At 40.2% G+C, this 16303-nt stretch carries 17 protein-coding genes; 13 read left to right on the top strand and 4 right to left on the bottom strand.

The genetic code is table 11. The features are described 5' to 3' along the window. The first annotated feature begins 83 nt into the window (after nucleotides 1-83). The 4 genes from coaE to rhlB all read left to right on the top strand — a co-directional run bounded on the left by coaE (nucleotide 84) and on the right by rhlB (nucleotide 2530). The gene (coaE, locus tag RDV53_RS06530) at nucleotides 84-707 is read left to right on the top strand and encodes a dephospho-CoA kinase (protein WP_005695506.1); all 624 of its coding nucleotides are present in this window, start codon (nucleotides 84-86) and stop codon (nucleotides 705-707) included. Next, entirely contained in the window at nucleotides 697-903 is a 207-nt protein-coding gene (gene yacG / locus RDV53_RS06525) for a DNA gyrase inhibitor YacG (protein WP_005695505.1), read from the top strand. The genes coaE and yacG overlap by 11 nt, the downstream gene beginning before the upstream one ends. Beyond that, complete coding sequence (locus tag RDV53_RS06520) at nucleotides 900-1181, top strand: GNAT family N-acetyltransferase (protein WP_032822874.1); 282 nt, start codon at nucleotides 900-902, stop codon at nucleotides 1179-1181. The genes yacG and RDV53_RS06520 overlap by 4 nt, the downstream gene beginning before the upstream one ends. Before the next feature lie 89 nt (nucleotides 1182-1270). After that, nucleotides 1271-2530, top strand: a complete 1260-nt coding sequence (gene rhlB, locus RDV53_RS06515) for an ATP-dependent RNA helicase RhlB (RefSeq protein WP_005695503.1) — start codon at nucleotides 1271-1273, stop codon at nucleotides 2528-2530. A gap of 40 nt (nucleotides 2531-2570) precedes the next feature. Here the strand turns inward: rhlB and mreD are convergent, their stop codons facing one another. The 4 genes from mreD to RDV53_RS06495 form a co-directional block, all read right to left on the bottom strand. Beyond that, nucleotides 2571-3059 (bottom strand): rod shape-determining protein MreD, encoded by a 489-nt coding sequence (mreD, locus tag RDV53_RS06510; protein WP_005695501.1) that lies wholly within the window; start codon nucleotides 3057-3059, stop codon nucleotides 2571-2573. Further along, nucleotides 3059-4123, bottom strand: a complete 1065-nt coding sequence (gene mreC / locus RDV53_RS06505; protein WP_005695499.1) for a rod shape-determining protein MreC — start codon at nucleotides 4121-4123, stop codon at nucleotides 3059-3061. Before mreC ends, mreD begins: the two co-directional genes overlap by 1 nt. A gap of 86 nt (nucleotides 4124-4209) precedes the next feature. After that, nucleotides 4210-5265 carry a rod shape-determining protein gene (locus RDV53_RS06500; RefSeq protein ID WP_005695498.1) on the bottom strand — a complete coding sequence of 352 codons (1056 nt, stop codon included), beginning with the start codon at nucleotides 5263-5265 and terminating at the stop codon, nucleotides 4210-4212. Between the two features lie 171 nt (nucleotides 5266-5436). Then, nucleotides 5437-7227, bottom strand: coding sequence for an ABC transporter ATP-binding protein/permease (locus tag RDV53_RS06495; protein WP_005695497.1), 1791 nt, complete (start codon nucleotides 7225-7227; stop codon nucleotides 5437-5439). A gap of 165 nt (nucleotides 7228-7392) precedes the next feature. Here RDV53_RS06495 and RDV53_RS06490 point away from each other — a divergent pair, with 165 nt between their 5' ends. The 9 genes from RDV53_RS06490 (at nucleotide 7393) to lipB (ending at nucleotide 16269) form a co-directional block, all read left to right on the top strand. Next, the gene (locus RDV53_RS06490; protein ID WP_005695496.1) at nucleotides 7393-9045 is read left to right on the top strand and encodes a putative transporter; all 1653 of its coding nucleotides are present in this window, start codon (nucleotides 7393-7395) and stop codon (nucleotides 9043-9045) included. 151 nt (nucleotides 9046-9196) lie between these two features. Beyond that, on the top strand, nucleotides 9197-9505 hold the full coding sequence (gene rsfS / locus RDV53_RS06485; protein WP_005695495.1) for a ribosome silencing factor: 309 nt from the start codon (nucleotides 9197-9199) through the stop codon (nucleotides 9503-9505). 39 nt (nucleotides 9506-9544) lie between these two features. Then, nucleotides 9545-10012, top strand: coding sequence for a 23S rRNA (pseudouridine(1915)-N(3))-methyltransferase RlmH (rlmH, locus tag RDV53_RS06480; protein ID WP_005695494.1), 468 nt, complete (start codon nucleotides 9545-9547; stop codon nucleotides 10010-10012). A 15-nt stretch (nucleotides 10013-10027) separates the two neighbouring features. Then, nucleotides 10028-12004: a penicillin-binding protein 2 gene (gene mrdA / locus RDV53_RS06475; protein ID WP_005695493.1), complete on the top strand. Its 1977-nt coding sequence runs from the start codon at nucleotides 10028-10030 to the stop codon at nucleotides 12002-12004. Further along, entirely contained in the window at nucleotides 12004-13119 is a 1116-nt protein-coding gene (gene rodA, locus RDV53_RS06470; RefSeq protein WP_005695491.1) for a rod shape-determining protein RodA, read from the top strand. Before mrdA ends, rodA begins: the two co-directional genes overlap by 1 nt. Before the next feature lie 53 nt (nucleotides 13120-13172). Continuing rightward, entirely contained in the window at nucleotides 13173-14030 is an 858-nt protein-coding gene (locus RDV53_RS06465; RefSeq protein ID WP_065243034.1) for a septal ring lytic transglycosylase RlpA family protein, read from the top strand. Between the two features lie 21 nt (nucleotides 14031-14051). Then, nucleotides 14052-15239, top strand: a complete 1188-nt coding sequence (locus tag RDV53_RS06460) for a D-alanyl-D-alanine carboxypeptidase family protein (RefSeq protein ID WP_005695487.1) — start codon at nucleotides 14052-14054, stop codon at nucleotides 15237-15239. A gap of 108 nt (nucleotides 15240-15347) precedes the next feature. Then, nucleotides 15348-15626 carry a DUF493 family protein YbeD gene (gene ybeD, locus RDV53_RS06455; protein WP_005695486.1) on the top strand — a complete coding sequence of 93 codons (279 nt, stop codon included), beginning with the start codon at nucleotides 15348-15350 and terminating at the stop codon, nucleotides 15624-15626. A 1-nt stretch (nucleotide 15627) separates the two neighbouring features. Beyond that, nucleotides 15628-16269, top strand: coding sequence for a lipoyl(octanoyl) transferase LipB (gene lipB / locus RDV53_RS06450; RefSeq protein ID WP_005695485.1), 642 nt, complete (start codon nucleotides 15628-15630; stop codon nucleotides 16267-16269). Nucleotides 16270-16303: the final 34 nt, after the last annotated feature.

Below are 16303 nucleotides of genomic sequence, written 5' to 3'. Positions count from 1 at the left end.
TAATATATTGGCAACATTGGAAAATATTATATTTAAAGGATAGATGCGAAACATCCCCTCTAAATCAAGTAGCAAGGAATCTTATGACTTATATTGTGGGCCTCACTGGCGGCATCGGTAGTGGAAAAAGCACAATTGCAAATCTTTTTGTTGAACTTGGTGTCCCTATTGTTGATGCCGATATTGTGGCAAGAGAAGTGGTTGAAAAAGGCTCGCCGCTACTTGCTCAAATTGCTGAGCACTTTGGAAAATCGATTTTGACTGAAGAAGGCGAATTAAATCGAGCTGAGCTACGAAAAAAAGTATTTGCAGACGAAAATGAGAAAAACTGGCTCAATCATTTATTACATCCTGCTATTCGAGAAAGAATGTTAGCACAGTTAAATGCTCAGACCGCTCCTTATACCTTGTTTGTCGTTCCACTGCTTATTGAAAACAAGCTCACCACGCTTTGCGATCGCATACTTGTTATCGATGTTAAACCTGAGACTCAACTCGCTCGTGCATCATCGAGAGATCATAATAATATTCAGCAAATTCAAGCTATTATGAATGCACAAGTCAGCCGAGAAGAAAGATTAAAATGGGCGGATGATATCATTTCAAATGATGCAAAATTGCCAGAAAACTTACCGCACTTAAAACAAAAAGTGCTAGAATTGCACCAATTTTATTTAAGTGAATCGAGAAAGAAAGATGTCAGATGAAATTTTTGAAGTACCCTGCCCAACATGTCAAAAGCCAGTGCCTTGGACGCAGGAAAGTCAATTTCGCCCTTTTTGCAGCAAACGCTGCCAACTCATTGATTTAGGCGAATGGGCTGCAGAAGAAAAAGCCATTCCAAGTGATACTGCTGATTTTGCCATGGATCCCAATCTCAGTGATGAATGGAGTATCAAATGAGTCTTCAGCATCATGATAATGGTAAACAGGGCGAGTTTTTCTTACTCGATGAACAAGGCAAGAAAATCGCAAAACTCACCTATTTTTATGAAACACCCGATACCATTAATGCTAATCACACGTTTGTTGATGATTCTCTTCGAGGACAAGGTGTGGCGGACAAACTCTATCAAGCCTTAATTCATTTTATCCAAGCTAAAAAGCTGACATTGCACCCAACTTGTAGCTATATCGCAAGAAAATGGGAACGAACCCAATCAGCTCAATCACAAGCTTAATCTTATTAATAAGCTCGTAATTTTTAAGGATATTTTTCCGACTTCGTGCTATCCTTAGCCCTATTTATTTCTGAGAACCATTATTTATCATGCAAGAAAATTATTTAAGCCAGCAGCGATTTGCTGATCTTCCATTACATCCTATCGTACAAAAAGCCCTACAAGACAAGGGGTTTGAATATTGTACCCCGATTCAAGCATTATCATTACCTATCACGTTACAAGGAAAAGATGTTGCCGGCCAAGCGCAAACCGGCACGGGTAAAACCATGGCATTTTTAACGGCAACCTTTCATCACTTATTAACACATCAACCTGATTTTGCCACCTCTCAACCTCGCGCATTAATTCTTGCACCAACCCGTGAACTGGCTGTGCAAATTAATAATGATGCAGAATTATTAGCTAAAACAAGTGGATTACGAACCGCACTTGCTTATGGTGGAGATGGCTATGATAAACAGCTCAAAGCTATCGAAGCCGGTGTAGATATTTTAATTGGCACTACTGGTCGTGTGATTGATTATGTTAAACAAGGCATTATTCGTTTAGATGACATTCAAGTCGTGGTATTGGACGAAGCGGATCGTATGTTTGATTTAGGATTCATTCGTGATATTCGTTATTTATTACGCAAGTGTCCTTCTCCGCAAGAACGCCTCACCATGCTCTTTTCTGCTACACTCTCTTACAAAGTGCGCGAACTTGCCTTTGAAGATATGAATTCCCCAGAATACATTGAAATTGAACCAGAACAAAAAACGGGACATCGAATTAAAGAGGAACTTTTCTATCCGTCAAATGAAGACAAAATCCCTCTCTTACTGACATTAATGGAAGAGGAATGGCCGGAGCGTTGTATTGTTTTTGCGAACACTAAACATAAATGTGAAGAAATTTGGGGCTATTTAGCAGCAGATGGCCATCGTGTTGGATTACTCACGGGTGATGTGGCACAGAAAAAACGTCTTTCATTGCTCAAACAATTTGCAGATGGTGAGCTCGATATTCTCGTGGCAACTGATGTTGCGGCGCGTGGATTGCATATTTCAGACGTGACTCATGTCTTCAACTTTGATTTACCCGATGATCGAGAAGATTACGTTCACCGTATTGGTCGTACTGGTCGAGCAGGTGAAAGTGGTGTGTCTATCAGCTTTGCTTGTGAAGAATATGCGATGAATTTACCGGCAATTGAAGAATACATTGGTCATTCTATTCCCGTCAGTCAATATGACCCGAATTCATTGATTAGTGATATTCCAAAACCTTATCGTTTAAAGCACCATTCTACGCCCCAAACGAGAAATACTTCGACGAGAAAAACAAACTATCGTCGTAAAAACTAAAAAGAAAAGCTGATGAACTTCTTCATCAGCTTTTTTATGATTAATTCAATCCAACTCTTCGACGCGCAGTACGCATCAATAAGAATACCCAAGGCCATAAGACGCCAGATGCAACAGCACCAAAGATTTCCTGCCAATTAAAAAATGCACCATGCAAAGAAAATTCAACCAAGAAAATAGCCACTCGAATGACAAAAACGAAAAGAAGTACTAATAAGCTTTGAAACCACAAGGAAAGGTTACGCAACATTAAGTAATATTTAGAAACAAAATAGAAGGTAATAGAAAGTACCAGCGCATGCACGCCTAAAATAGAGCCTAGCACAATATCCCATAAAACTCCGAGTAAAAATGCCAAACCAATGCTTACTCTATCAGGTAAAGCAAGGGTCCAGTAAAGCAAGACTAAAATCAACCAAGAAGGTTTAAAGGCTTGAAAGCCTGCTGGCCATGGCGCTAACTCCATCACTAATGCCACAACAAAAAAGCATAAAATGGTCGCCCATTGAAAAATAAAACGCCCTTGCATTAGTCTTCATCCCTATGTTCTTGTTGATCTGGAGAAACCGGTTCCTCTTGTTGAGGCATTGTGGTCGGAATTTCAGGATCCACGATTTCTTTTCCTGTATGTGGTTGAGAGCTATCCGATTGCTCATCCATAATTTTGGTTTTTCTCACAGAATGTTTTGCTTCATGAGCTTGGCTTTCCAAACGCAGCTGTACAAGACGACGCACTTCTTCCGGTGACATAGATTTGACTTTCGACATATCAAGATTGCTCGGCCAAAGTAAAAGCAGATAACGTAAACGATCTAACTCAGCCAAAGGTTTCGCTTTCACCGTTGCAAAGTAATTTGAGCCATCACGAGACACACTTTGTACGACTGCCACAGGATAGCCTTCTACAAAACGTCCGCCCAAACCCGAAGTTACTAATAAATCGCCTTTTTCAATATCCACGGAACGAGGCACATTATCTAAGGTAAGCTCATCAGAGTGTCCTGTACCACTCGCAATCACACGAACATCATTACGTAAAACTTGTACTGGAATTGAATGAGTCACATCAGTTAAAAGCAATACTCGGCTCGTATTTTCGCCCACAGATATAATCTGTCCAATCATCCCTTTTTCATCAATCACGGGCTGACCGACATAAGCGCCATCACGTTCCCCTTGATTGATCACCACTTGCTGACGATAAACGTCAGTTTCAGCGGTAAGCACTTCTGCAATCTTTTTATATTCATCCGTGCGTAAAGGCGAATTAAGAAGTAAACGAAGACGTTGGTTTTCTACCTTGAGTTGATCCAATAATAAAAGATCGGCATTTTTCTCACGCAACTGCTCACGCAATACTTTATTTTCAATAAGCAGTTTATTGGTATCCACCAAGTTGCTTGATACACTATCTAGAACTGTTCTTGGCCCATTCGCAAGGTAATATAAGCCTCCGACAGCCGTTTCCATGACACTACGCGCCTTTGTCATTGATGAGGTTTGCCCATCAACTAAAATGAGTGTCATCGAAGCAATCACCGCTAATGTGAGTCGGATACCTAATGGTGGTGCTTTACCAAAAATGGGTTTCATTCACTGTCCTAGGGTTGAAAGGAAAAGTGCGGTCAAAAAATCAGACGAATTAAAAACGTCGATTTTTCTGACCGCACTTTTAGAAATTAAATTTCGTCGCTGAAAATATCGCCGCCGTGCATATCAATCATTTCGATTGCTTCACCGCCACCACGAGCTACGCAAGTTAATGGTTCTTCTGCAATGATTGCCGGTACGCCACATTCTTTTGATAACAATACATCAATGTTGCGTAATAAAGCACCACCACCCGTTAACACCATACCACGCTCAAAAATATCTGCTGCGTGTTCCGGTTGACATTCTTCAAGTGCTGTACGCACTGCTGCAACGATACCATTTAATGGTTGTTGAAGGGCTTCTTGTACATCACGAGAGGTTAATTTGAATGAACGAGGCGCACCTTCAGCAAGATTGTGACCGTGCACTTCCATTTCTAAAATTTCATCACCTTCTTGAATGTAAGCTGTACCAATTTCGTGTTTGATACGTTCTGCAGTTGGCTCACCAATAACAGAACCAAAAGTGCGACGAACATAAGAGATGATCGCTTCATCAAAACGGTCACCACCAATACGTACAGAAGATGAATACACGATACCGTTTAAAGAAATCACCGCCACTTCAGTGGTACCACCACCGATATCAATGACCATTGAACCGATCGCTGTAGAAACCGGCAAGTTTGCACCGATTGCAGCCGCCATTGGCTCTTCAATTAAATAAACTTCACGTGCACCTGCACCTAATGCTGATTCTTTGATTGCACGACGTTCAACTTGAGTTGCACCAGCCGGTACACAAACGAGTACGCGTGGACTAGGACGCATAAAGTTACCGCTATGTACTTGTTTGATAAAGTATTGCAACATTTTTTCTGTCACAGAGAAATCAGCAATTACACCATCTTTCATTGGACGAATAGCCACGATACTTTTCGGAGTACGACCAAGCATTTGTTTTGCTTCTTTACCTACTGCCGCAATGCTTTTGTATGCCCCCATTCGGTCTTGACGAATTGCCACAACTGAAGGCTCATCAAGTACGATACCTTGGCCTTTCACGTAAATTAATGTATTTGCTGTACCTAGATCGATAGAAAGATCATTTGAAAATAAACCACGAATTTTTTTGAATAACATAAGAATTCCGTCATTAGTTTGGTGAAAAATTACTCATTTCTGAGCATAGAAAAAAATTGTGCTAAATGTATCAAAAAATCGAGTTTGATAACAGGATTTTTTGCTTTGTTCATCCACACTTACCTCACTATTTTTTCTAACAAGGTAAGTGCGGTCAATTTTAATGGTGTTTTATACGAGATTTCGGTCAGTGAATTGCCACTCGCCATTACCTAAAATCATCAATTGTTGCTTATGGAAAGCTTGCAAGGTTGAACGATGCCCCACACTAATAACCGTTGTATGAGGTAAACATTCTTTTAATAGACGATACATATTATCTTCTAAGCCTTCATCCATACTCGCCGTGGCTTCGTCCAGGAATGCTACTTTCGGTTTATGTAATAACAAACGAGCAAAAGCCAAACGTTGTTGCTCACCGAGAGAAAGAATTCGTGTCCAATCTTGTTCTTGATCTAAACGATCTTGTAAATGGCCTAAGGACACTTGTTTTAATACCTCAATCATCTCATCACGATTAAAGGCCTTTTCTTCATTCGGATAAGCCAGCGCAGTCAATAAGCTGCCTTGTGGTAAATAAGGTTTTTGCGATAAGAAAAGCTGATGGGGTGGACAATACACATCCCCTTCTGAATACACCCAAAGCCCTGCTACTGTTCGCAATAACGTGGTTTTACCCACGCCTGAATGACCTTGAATTAATAGGGTTGAACCTTGTGGCAGTGTTAAATTTAAATTCTCAATTAAGGTTTTTCCAAATGGATTACTGATGCTTAAATCCTTAAAGATCACGTCAGTTTCATGTTCGTGTAAATGCGAAGTAGATTGACGATTCGCCATATCAATCGCATAACTAAAGCCAGTTAAACGATCCAATGTGGCTTTGTATCCAGCAAAACCATCGTAAGAATTACGGAAGAAGGAAAGATTTGAATGCAACTTACCAAATACTTGTAGCGTTTGCATCAGATCGCCGAGTTTAATTTGTTTCTCAAAATAACGCCCCACTTGAATTAACAAAGGGAACACAACGGAAACTTGGCTTACTACTAGGTTAAAACCAGAGAATTTTAAGGTTCGATAAACAATATCCCACATGTTATTGATCACCGTACCGAATTGTTTATAAAGTTGGCTGCTCTCAACTTTCTCCCCCGCATAAAATGCCACACTTTCCGCATATTCTTTGATGCGAATTAAAGAATAACGATAGTTAGCGTTTAAGCGTTCGTTGACGAAATTCAGCATAATTAACGGACGCCCTAAACGGAATGCAATCGCGGTAGTGATAATCACATAAGCAAATACCAAGAATACCATCATGCGTGGAATTTCAGTACCAAATACCATCATTGGTCCCGCTAATCCCCACAATAAGATCGTGTAAGAAATCATAGAGGTGACAGCATCAATCACCCCGGTACTTAAAGAGAGCGTGGTTCGCACATAGGATTGCACATCTTGTTGAATACGTTGATCGGGGTTATCTAAGTTAGCGGAAACATACTGCGTTTTATAGTACGCGCGATTATTCATCCATTTATCCACTAGCTGACCATTCAACCATTCGATCCAATCAATAGAAAAACGTTGCTCTAAATAATAGCTCAGCAATGCAGCAATCACTGAACTTGTCGCTATCACACAAAACAGCACCATTTGATCCCAAAACACAGGTTCATTAAATTCCTGCAAGGATGTGTACATATTGTTATACCATTCGGAATGCACCAAGCTAATACGCACACTGACCAATGTCATCGCTACAATTAACAAGAAAAATAGCAAAGGTTTAATACTTCGGCGTGGTGAAAGATAACCACCAGCAAATTGCCAAAATTGTTTCCCCCAGTGGGTAAAACGGACTAATAAGAAAATACCAAAGCTAAACACGACAGCCGTCATCGCTAATGTTTTTGCTATCCATAAAAGCGAATTAATGGCCTCTTGAGCGTAATCCATAATCAACCTATAAAATCAAAAAAGTGCGGTCATTTTAGGCGGTGTTTATTTTTAAGCAAGAAAAAATGTGATGGAGATAACATTTTTTGACTTTGTCACAAGCGGGTAAGAAATCTAATTGATATAATCCAAAATAGTTAAATTTTTAATAAATTAGAGGTCGGTATGAGTGAAACTGCGATTACCATTAGTTTGCTTGCCCTCGTTGCCGTGATTGGCCTATGGATCGGGCATTTTAAAATTAAAGGTGTAGGTCTGGGTATTGGGGGCGTGCTATTTGGTGGGATTTTAGTTGCCCATTTTACCACCCAATATGGCATTAAATTAGATAGCCATACATTACATTTCGTGCAAGAGTTCGGCTTAATTCTGTTTGTTTATACGATTGGTATTCAAGTGGGGCCGGGCTTTTTTGCTTCCTTACGAAAATCAGGCTTAACCTTAAATGGGTTAGGCATTTTAATCGTTGCACTTGGTGCAGTGGTGACAATTCTCATTTATAAGCTGGCGGATATTCCTCTTGATGTCGCGCTTGGTATTTACTCCGGTGCAGTCACCAATACCCCATCTCTCGGTGCGGGTCAGCAAATTCTTTCTGAATTAGGCATGTCGCAGACGACGTCTAACATGGGGATGGCCTATGCAATGGCTTATCCTTTTGGAATTTGTGGCATTTTACTTTCTATGTGGCTTATTCGTCTTTTCTTTAAAATTAAAGTGGATAAAGAAGCAGCAAATTTTGAAAAAGAAAGTGGTCATGACAAAGAAGCACTCAAAAGCATGTCTCTGAAAGTCACCAATACTAATCTCAATGGTATCCATTTGATTGAAATTCCAGGTTTTGATGATGAAGATGTCGTCTGCTCTCGCTTGAAACGGGGTGAGCTTGTTATTGTGCCGAAAGCAGATACCAATGTTCAGCTTGATGATATTTTACATTTAGTTGGTAACCCTGAAGGCTTGAAAAAAATGCATCTGATTATCGGGGAAGAAGTTGATGTTCCAGTCGCAAGCTTAAGTGGAGAAATTCGTTCTGAGCGAGTGGTCGTGACAAATGAAAAAGTGCTCGGAAAACAAATTCGTCATCTCGGCATTCATCAAAAATACGGTGTAGTCATTTCACGTTTAAACCGAGCAGGTGTCGAATTAGTACCAACTGCACATACAACACTTCAATTTGGTGATGTATTACACATGGTGGGTAAAACTGATATTCTCAACCAAGCAATTTCAGTGATCGGGAACGCCAAACAGAAACTGTTACAAGTACAAATGTTGCCAGTGTTTATTGGGATTGGCTTAGGGGTATTACTCGGCTCCATTCCTTTCTATATTCCAGGTTTCCCTGTGGCATTAAAATTAGGGCTAGCAGGCGGACCGTTAGTCGTCGCATTGATCTTGGCTCGAATTGGCTCTATCGGAAAACTCTACTGGTTTATGCCACCGAGTGCGAACTTGGCATTGCGCGAAATTGGTATTGTGCTCTTCCTTGCTGTAGTCGGTTTAAAATCTGGCGGTAGCTTTGTGGACACACTCACCAATGGTTCCGGTCTTGAATGGATGGGCTACGGTATTTTCATCACTCTTGTACCATTAATGATTGTAGGTATCATTGCACGTTTATATGTAAAATTAAATTATCTTTCTCTTTGTGGCCTGTTAGCGGGGTCAATGACGGATCCTCCTGCGCTTGCTTTCGCCAATGAACTGAAAGAAGGAAGCGGTGCCGCAGCACTCTCCTATGCGACAGTCTATCCGCTCACCATGTTCTTACGGATCATTTCACCACAATTATTAGCCATTCTTTTATGGGTTTAACATCCTTCAGACTTGGGGCAGAATAACTGCCCCAATATTTACGTTAAGCACCATGAAAACCATGAAACAATTCAAATAAAATCTGCCCTAAGCCTATCCCTTTCCCTCATTCAATGATAGAATTCATCGCTTTATTTAGATAGGAAAAGAAATGTCATTAGTTGAATTTGTAATTGATAAACTCGATGATTTAAAAGGCACTGAAATTGTGCATTTTGATGTAAAAGGCAAATCATCGATTACTGAAAATATGATTATTTGTACCGGTACATCTAGCCGCCAAGTCTCTGCGATGGCCGATAACCTTATTGCGGAATGTAAAAAAGCCGGTTATGAAACCTTTGGTGAAGAAGGTCGTAATACCGCAGATTGGATCGTGGTCGATCTCGGTCAAACCATCGTACACATCATGCAGCGCGATGCACGTGAAATGTATCAATTAGAAAAACTTTGGGCATAAAGTGCGGTCAATTTTGATGGTGTTTTAAAAGGGAAAAGGATGAAAATCACATTAATTGCAGTGGGCACCAAAATGCCGGCTTGGGTTACCACCGGATTTGAAGAATACCAACGTCGTTTTCCTAAAGACATGCCTTTTGAACTCATTGAAATCCCTGCAGGCAAGCGTGGAAAAAATGCGGATATTAAACGTATCTTAGAGCAAGAAGGCAAAGCGATGCTCGCAGCTTGCGGAAAAGGCAAAGTAGTCACATTAGATATCCCTGGCAAACCTTGGACAACACCACAACTTGCTGAGCAATTAGAGGGTTGGAAAAATGATGGTCGTGATGTGTGCTTACTCATTGGCGGGCCTGAAGGTTTATCCCCCGAATGCAAAGCGGCAGCAGAACAAAGTTGGTCACTGTCACCACTCACACTGCCCCATCCATTAGTGCGAGTTGTCGTGGCAGAAAGTTTATACCGCGCGTGGTCACTGACAACAAACCACCCTTATCATAGAGAATAACGTATTACATTACCGATGAATTTAAAAAAATTCTTTTCTGCACCAACCAATGAACCGATCCGCGATAAAAAAGCGGAGCGGAACTTGTTTGCGCGTCGAACATTGGTCGCATTCATCGGTATTTTAGCCCTAAGTGGTGTGCTATTTGCTAATATTTACCATCTCCAAGTGGTGAATTACGACATGTACCAAACTCGCTCAAATGGTAACCGTATTAAATTACTTCCGCTTCCTCCTACTCGCGGATTAATTTACGACCGTTACGGCGAGTTACTGGCAGAAAACCTCACTTTTTTCGGTTTATATATCGTGCCGGAAAAAACAGAAAATTTAGACCGCACTTTTGAAGAATTGCGCTATGTTGTAGGACTCACTGATGAAGACATTGAGCATTTCAAAAAAGAGCGTCGTCGTGGTACACGCTATACGCCGATTTTACTCAAACCAAGCTTAACGGAAGAACAAATTGCCCGTTTTGCAGTAAACCAGTATAAATATCCAAGCCTTGATGTACGTCCTTATTTCAAACGAAATTACCTGTATGGCGAAGCCATGACTCATATTTTGGGTTATGTTGGACGCATTAATGACCGAGATGTTGAGCGCCTAAAAAAAGAAGAAAAATTTGCTAACTATTCCGGTTCTACGGACATGGGGAAACTGGGTATTGAACGTTATTACGAAGAACAACTCCATGGTACAACTGGTTTCGAAGAGGTTGAAATTAATAACCGTGGTAAAGTTATTCGTAAACTACGTGAACAACCCGCCACCGCGGGGAAAAGTATTCATCTGACTATCGATTTTACTCTTCAACGCTACATTATGTCGCTCCTTTCAGGTCAAAAAGGCGCTGTTGTTGTGCTTGATCCGAAAGATAATAGTGTATTAGCGATGGTTTCAACACCAAGCTACGATAATAATTTATTCGTCGATGGCATTTCTTCCAGTGATTACAAACGTTTACTCGAAGATCCAACTCGACCACTTTACAGTCGTGCAACACAAGGGGTGTATCCACCAGCCTCTACGGTAAAACCATTCGTTGCTGTTGCGGCATTAACTGAAGGGGTGATTACACCTAATACCACGATTTTTGACCCAGGCTACTGGACATTACCAAACTCAACAAAACGTTTCCGAGATTGGAAAAAAACAGGGCATGGTTATACAGATTTAAACAAAGCCATTACTGAATCATCGGACACTTTCTTCTATCAAACCGCCTTTAATTTAGGTATTGATCGTTTCTCAATGTGGATGAAACGTTTTGGGTTTGGTATGCCGACAGGTATTGAAATTCAAGAAGAAGCCACGGCCAATATGCCGAGTAAAGAATGGAAACAAAAACGTTATAAAAAACCTTGGGTACAGGGCGATACAATCTCAGTGGGTATTGGGCAGGGGTATTGGACAGCGACACCATTACAAGTGGCAAAAGCGACTTCTATTGTAGTCAATAACGGTAAAATTCATACGCCACATTTAATGAAATCAGTTGAGGGTGCCACCATTGAACCGTATCAAGACCCGCTTTTATATGAAGATATTACCGACCCGAAACAAGCTTATTGGGATGCGGCTAAGCGCGGTATGTTCAATGTGGTGAATTCAGGTGCAGGAACAGGGCGAAAAGCCTTTATCGGCACGAATTATCATGTAGCAGGGAAATCCGGTACCGCACAAGTGTTCAGCTTAAAAGAAAACCAAAAATATAATGCCGCGGGATTGAAAAAAGAATTACATGACCATGCTTGGTTCACGGCTTATGCGCCTTATGAAGATCCAAAATTAGTTGTCACCATTATTTTAGAAAACGCGGGCGGTGGTTCAAGTAATGCGGCGCCAATTGCACGGCAAATTATGGATTTCTACTTGAATAAACGCTTGCCGCAAATTGAACGTCTAGAAAATGCTGAAAAAGAGAAAAAGACGAACCAAACTGATTTAGATGCGCCAGCACTAGAATCTCAACCAAGTGAGAATGAATAATGGAAGAAAAAGTGCCTCTATGCTTGCGATTATGGCAACGCTTACATATTGATTTTTTATTATTTATTGGATTAGCCGCTATTACAGCCTATGGCATGCTTGTGCTTTATAGTGCATCTGGTGCCAGTGAAGTGATGTTCCAAAATCGTATCATTCAGGTCATATTAGGTTTTACTGTCATGATGATTATGGCACAACTTCCCCCTAAATTTTATCAGCGACTCGCCCCTTACTTATATTTGGTGGGTTTTATCATGCTGATCTTGGTTGATGCTATCGGAACAACCAGTAAAGGAGCACAACGTTGGTTAGATCTTGGGTTTATTCGCTTTCAGCCTTCTGAAATTGTCAAACTCGCGGTACCATTAATGGTTGCGGTATATTTAGGTAACCGTCCATTACCACCGAAAATGAGCGAAACCTTTATTGCTATTGCCATGATTATTGTGCCAACTTTACTTGTGGCTATTCAACCAGACTTAGGCACGTCAATTCTGGTTAGTGCATCAGGCCTATTCGTGGTATTCTTAGCTGGGATGAGTTGGTGGCTAATTCTTGCTGCAGTAGTTGGTTTAGCGGCATTTATTCCTATCATGTGGATGTATTTAATGCATGATTACCAACGCATGCGTGTATTAACCTTGCTTGACCCCGAAAAAGATCCTTTGGGGGCAGGTTATCACATTTTGCAATCCAAAATTGCCATCGGTTCAGGCGGTATATCTGGCAAGGGATGGATGCAAGGGACACAATCCCAATTAGAATTTTTGCCTGAACCACACACTGATTTTATTTTTGCCGTGATGAGTGAAGAACATGGAATGGTCGGTTTTCTTATTCTGATGGCAATTTATTTGTTTATTATTATCCGTGGCTTAATAATTGCGGTAAATGCAGAAACCTCTTTCGGGCGTATTCTTGCGGGCGCAACCACACTGATATTCTTCGTTTATGTCTTCGTGAATATTGGTATGGTGAGTGGCATTTTGCCTGTTGTAGGGGTGCCTTTACCACTCTTTAGCTACGGCGGTACCTCATATGTCGCCATCATGGCAAGCTTTGGTTTAGTGATGTCCATTCATACTCACAAACCTCGCTTTATGAAAGGGAACTAATTTCCCTTTTGGCTTTCTTATGAAGAGCACCGATAATCTTGAAAGTAATAAGTATGACATTAAAAAACATCTTAAAAACGACCGCACTTTTTACCTTGATAAGCAGCTCAAGTTTTTCTGCTTTTGCCGATACGCAAAAAATGTATGGTATTCAAGGAGATTCACTGTCGATTACCACGACCGTTCAAGCGCCACAGAGCTATGAAGTGAATGGTAAAACATACACCACACAAGGTGATGAGGCGAAATCCTATTCAAAAGAAGGGACAGCAAGCTATTACCACCATAAATTTAATGGTCGTAAAACAGCTAATGGTGAACGCTATAATTCGGCTCTTTTCACTGCAGCCCATAAAACGTTGCCTTTAAACTCTTATGCAGTTGTCACAAACTTGCATAATAATCGCAAAGTGATTGTGCGAATTAATGATCGCGGCCCATTCAGTGAGAAACGTATCATTGACTTATCCCATTCGGCTGCGAAAGAATTAGGCCTTATTGCTCGTGGTACAGGACAAGTAAGAATTGAAGCCTTACACGTGGATCATGAAGGTCAAATTTCAGGTGCAGGAGCAAAAACACTCGCTAAGCATGCAAAAACGCAAGAAGCCAGTGACCGTTTAGTTATCAATAAAAATAACGAAAAAAAAAATCAAAACTTAGAAAGCACAAACAATGCAAAAACTGTCTTCAAGCTAAAACTACTCGCTCTGTCGTCAAAAAATCAAGCAGAAAGCATCATCACAAAACTCGCACTAGACGACATCAAAACTGAAATTAATCAAAATGGGCAAAACTACGAAATCCATTTTGGTCCATTAACGGAGCAATCGGATATTAATCAATTAAAAACAAAATTACAAAAAACGATCAATGGGCAACCCGTAATCGTTTATACTTATAAAAACTAATAAGCTATTAAAGGAAATGCTATGTTAAAACAATCTGCAAAATTGAAAAAAATTGTACTATGCTCGGGATTAATGGCAGCATCAACATTTGCCGCATCTGAAGACATTCAATATGGTATTGCAATACCGGAAGTGAATGCACAAACTTATGTTTTAATGGATTACAATTCTGGTGCGGTACTGGCATCACTTAACCCTGATCAACGCCAATACCCTGCTTCATTAACGAAAATGATGACCAGTTATGTGGTTGGTGCGGCATTAAAACAAGGTAAAATCCATAATGAAGATATGGTGACAATTAGCGAAAGCGCTTGGGGTAGAAATTTCCCTGATTCGTCAAAAATGTTCTTAAATTTAAATCAACAAGTGTCAGTGGGTGATTTAAACAAAGGGATTATCATTGTTTCTGGTAATGATGCCTGTGTTGCAGTAGCTGAACATATTTCGGGTACCGTGGCTAACTTCGTTGATACCATGAATAAATACGTTCAACAATTTGGCTTAAAAAATACTAACTTCACTACACCACATGGTTTAGACGATCCAAACCAATATTCAACTGCACGTGATATGGCGATTATTGGTGCGCATATTATTCGTGATTTACCGGAAGAATATAAAATCTACGCGGAAAAAGACTTTACTTTCAACAAAATCAAACAACCTAATCGTAATGGTTTATTATGGGATAAAACCATTAACGTGGATGGTATGAAAACCGGTCACACAAGCCAAGCAGGTTATAACCTTGTCGCATCAGCAACAAGCCCAAACAATATGCGTTTGATTTCTGTTGTCATGGGCGTGCCTACCTATAAAGGCCGTGAAGTTGAAAGTAAAAAACTCTTACAATGGGGTTTTGCTAACTTTGAAACCTTAAAAACCTACAAAGCCAATGAAGAAATTTCAAAACAATCGGTTTACTACGGTGATAAAGGTGAGGTAAAAGTTGGTGTATTACAAGATGGATTTATTACCGTGCCAAAAGGTAAACAAGCTGACTTAAAAGCACGTTACGAATTAGATAACAAATACTTACAAGCACCTTTAGCAAAAGGCCAAGTGGTAGGTAAAATCGTTTATCAATTAGATGGTAAAGATGTCGCAACAGTGAATCTTCAAGCATTAGAAGATGTACAAGAAGGCGGCTTCTTAGGAAAAGGTTGGGACTGGTTAGTGTTAACGGTTAAAGGATTATTCGACTAAACACCTTGAAAATTAACCGCACTTCCCCATTTATATCACATCAATAAATTCGTAAGGTGTGTGAATTTAGCTGATTCACACACCTTATTCTTAAATTAAGGAAACAACATGGCAACCGAAAACGATTATGAAAAACTAAAAGAAGTAATGGAATTCCCAGCTGCAATGACATTTAAAGTCGCAGGCGTTAACCGCGAGGGGTTAGCACAAGACATCATCGCGGTGATACAAAAATATTTACCGGGTGATTATATTCCAAAGGAAAAACGCAGTAGTAAAGGCACTTATAATTCAGTTTCGATTGATATCGTCGCGCAAAACTTTGAGCAAGTAGAAACACTTTACAAAGAACTTTCAAAAGTTGAAGGCGTTAAAATGGTTCTCTAAAATGAGCAATACTGATTTAATTGTCCGTCAATTAGGATTACAAGATTATCAGGAAATCTGGCATAAAATGCAGAAATTCACCGATAATCGAAATGCAGAAACCACCGATGAAATTTGGTTAGTTGAGCATCATCCTGTTTTCACACAAGGCCAAGCAGGCAAACCAGAGCACTTATTACAAAGTAGTAATATACCTGTTGTTCAATCCGATCGTGGTGGTCAAATTACCTATCATGGTCCTGGTCAGCAGGTCATGTATGTACTCATTGATATTAAACGTCATGAACATTTAAATGTTCGCCAATTAGTGACAGCACTTGAACAATCCGTTGTAAAAACCCTAGCAGACTATGGTATTGAAGGTTATCCCAAACCAGATGCACCTGGCGTGTATATTGATGGCAAAAAAATCTGTTCATTAGGTTTACGCATTCGAAAAGGCTGCTCTTTCCATGGGCTCGCGTTTAATATCAATATGGATCTCAATCCTTTCCACTACATTAATCCTTGTGGCTATGCAGGGCTTGAAATGTGTCAGCTTGCTGACTTTATTGGTAAAGAAGAGGCAACACTTGACAAGGTTTCCCCAAAATTAATTAAACACTTTGCCGAACTTTTGGGCTATAATGTTACAAATTTATAACATTCACTTTTATAATACATTTAAAAATGCCTAA

This window comes from Haemophilus parainfluenzae ATCC 33392 (assembly GCF_031191205.1).
Lineage (GTDB): Bacteria > Pseudomonadota > Gammaproteobacteria > Enterobacterales > Pasteurellaceae > Haemophilus_D > Haemophilus_D parainfluenzae.
This window is presented reverse-complemented; position numbering and strand designations above follow the sequence as displayed.

Excerpts from the sequence above, each read along its gene's own strand:
- RDV53_RS06465 (WP_065243034.1), top strand. The coding sequence starts at position 13,173 with ATGACATTAAAAAACATCTTAAAAACGACCGCACTTTTTACCTTGATA.
- yacG (WP_005695505.1), top strand. The coding sequence starts at position 697 with ATGTCAGATGAAATTTTTGAAGTACCCTGCCCAACATGTCAAAAGCCA.
- RDV53_RS06500 (WP_005695498.1), bottom strand. The coding sequence starts at position 5,265 with ATGTTATTCAAAAAAATTCGTGGTTTATTTTCAAATGATCTTTCTATC.
- coaE (WP_005695506.1), top strand. The coding sequence starts at position 84 with ATGACTTATATTGTGGGCCTCACTGGCGGCATCGGTAGTGGAAAAAGC.
- mreC (WP_005695499.1), bottom strand. The coding sequence starts at position 4,123 with ATGAAACCCATTTTTGGTAAAGCACCACCATTAGGTATCCGACTCACA.
- rlmH (WP_005695494.1), top strand. The coding sequence starts at position 9,545 with ATGAAAATCACATTAATTGCAGTGGGCACCAAAATGCCGGCTTGGGTT.
- RDV53_RS06490 (WP_005695496.1), top strand. The coding sequence starts at position 7,393 with ATGAGTGAAACTGCGATTACCATTAGTTTGCTTGCCCTCGTTGCCGTG.
- rsfS (WP_005695495.1), top strand. The coding sequence starts at position 9,197 with ATGTCATTAGTTGAATTTGTAATTGATAAACTCGATGATTTAAAAGGC.
- mreD (WP_005695501.1), bottom strand. The coding sequence starts at position 3,059 with ATGCAAGGGCGTTTTATTTTTCAATGGGCGACCATTTTATGCTTTTTT.
- RDV53_RS06460 (WP_005695487.1), top strand. The coding sequence starts at position 14,052 with ATGTTAAAACAATCTGCAAAATTGAAAAAAATTGTACTATGCTCGGGA.
- lipB (WP_005695485.1), top strand. The coding sequence starts at position 15,628 with ATGAGCAATACTGATTTAATTGTCCGTCAATTAGGATTACAAGATTAT.
- rhlB (WP_005695503.1), top strand. The coding sequence starts at position 1,271 with ATGCAAGAAAATTATTTAAGCCAGCAGCGATTTGCTGATCTTCCATTA.
- ybeD (WP_005695486.1), top strand. The coding sequence starts at position 15,348 with ATGGCAACCGAAAACGATTATGAAAAACTAAAAGAAGTAATGGAATTC.
- RDV53_RS06495 (WP_005695497.1), bottom strand. The coding sequence starts at position 7,227 with ATGGATTACGCTCAAGAGGCCATTAATTCGCTTTTATGGATAGCAAAA.
- rodA (WP_005695491.1), top strand. The coding sequence starts at position 12,004 with ATGGAAGAAAAAGTGCCTCTATGCTTGCGATTATGGCAACGCTTACAT.
- RDV53_RS06520 (WP_032822874.1), top strand. The coding sequence starts at position 900 with ATGAGTCTTCAGCATCATGATAATGGTAAACAGGGCGAGTTTTTCTTA.
- mrdA (WP_005695493.1), top strand. The coding sequence starts at position 10,028 with ATGAATTTAAAAAAATTCTTTTCTGCACCAACCAATGAACCGATCCGC.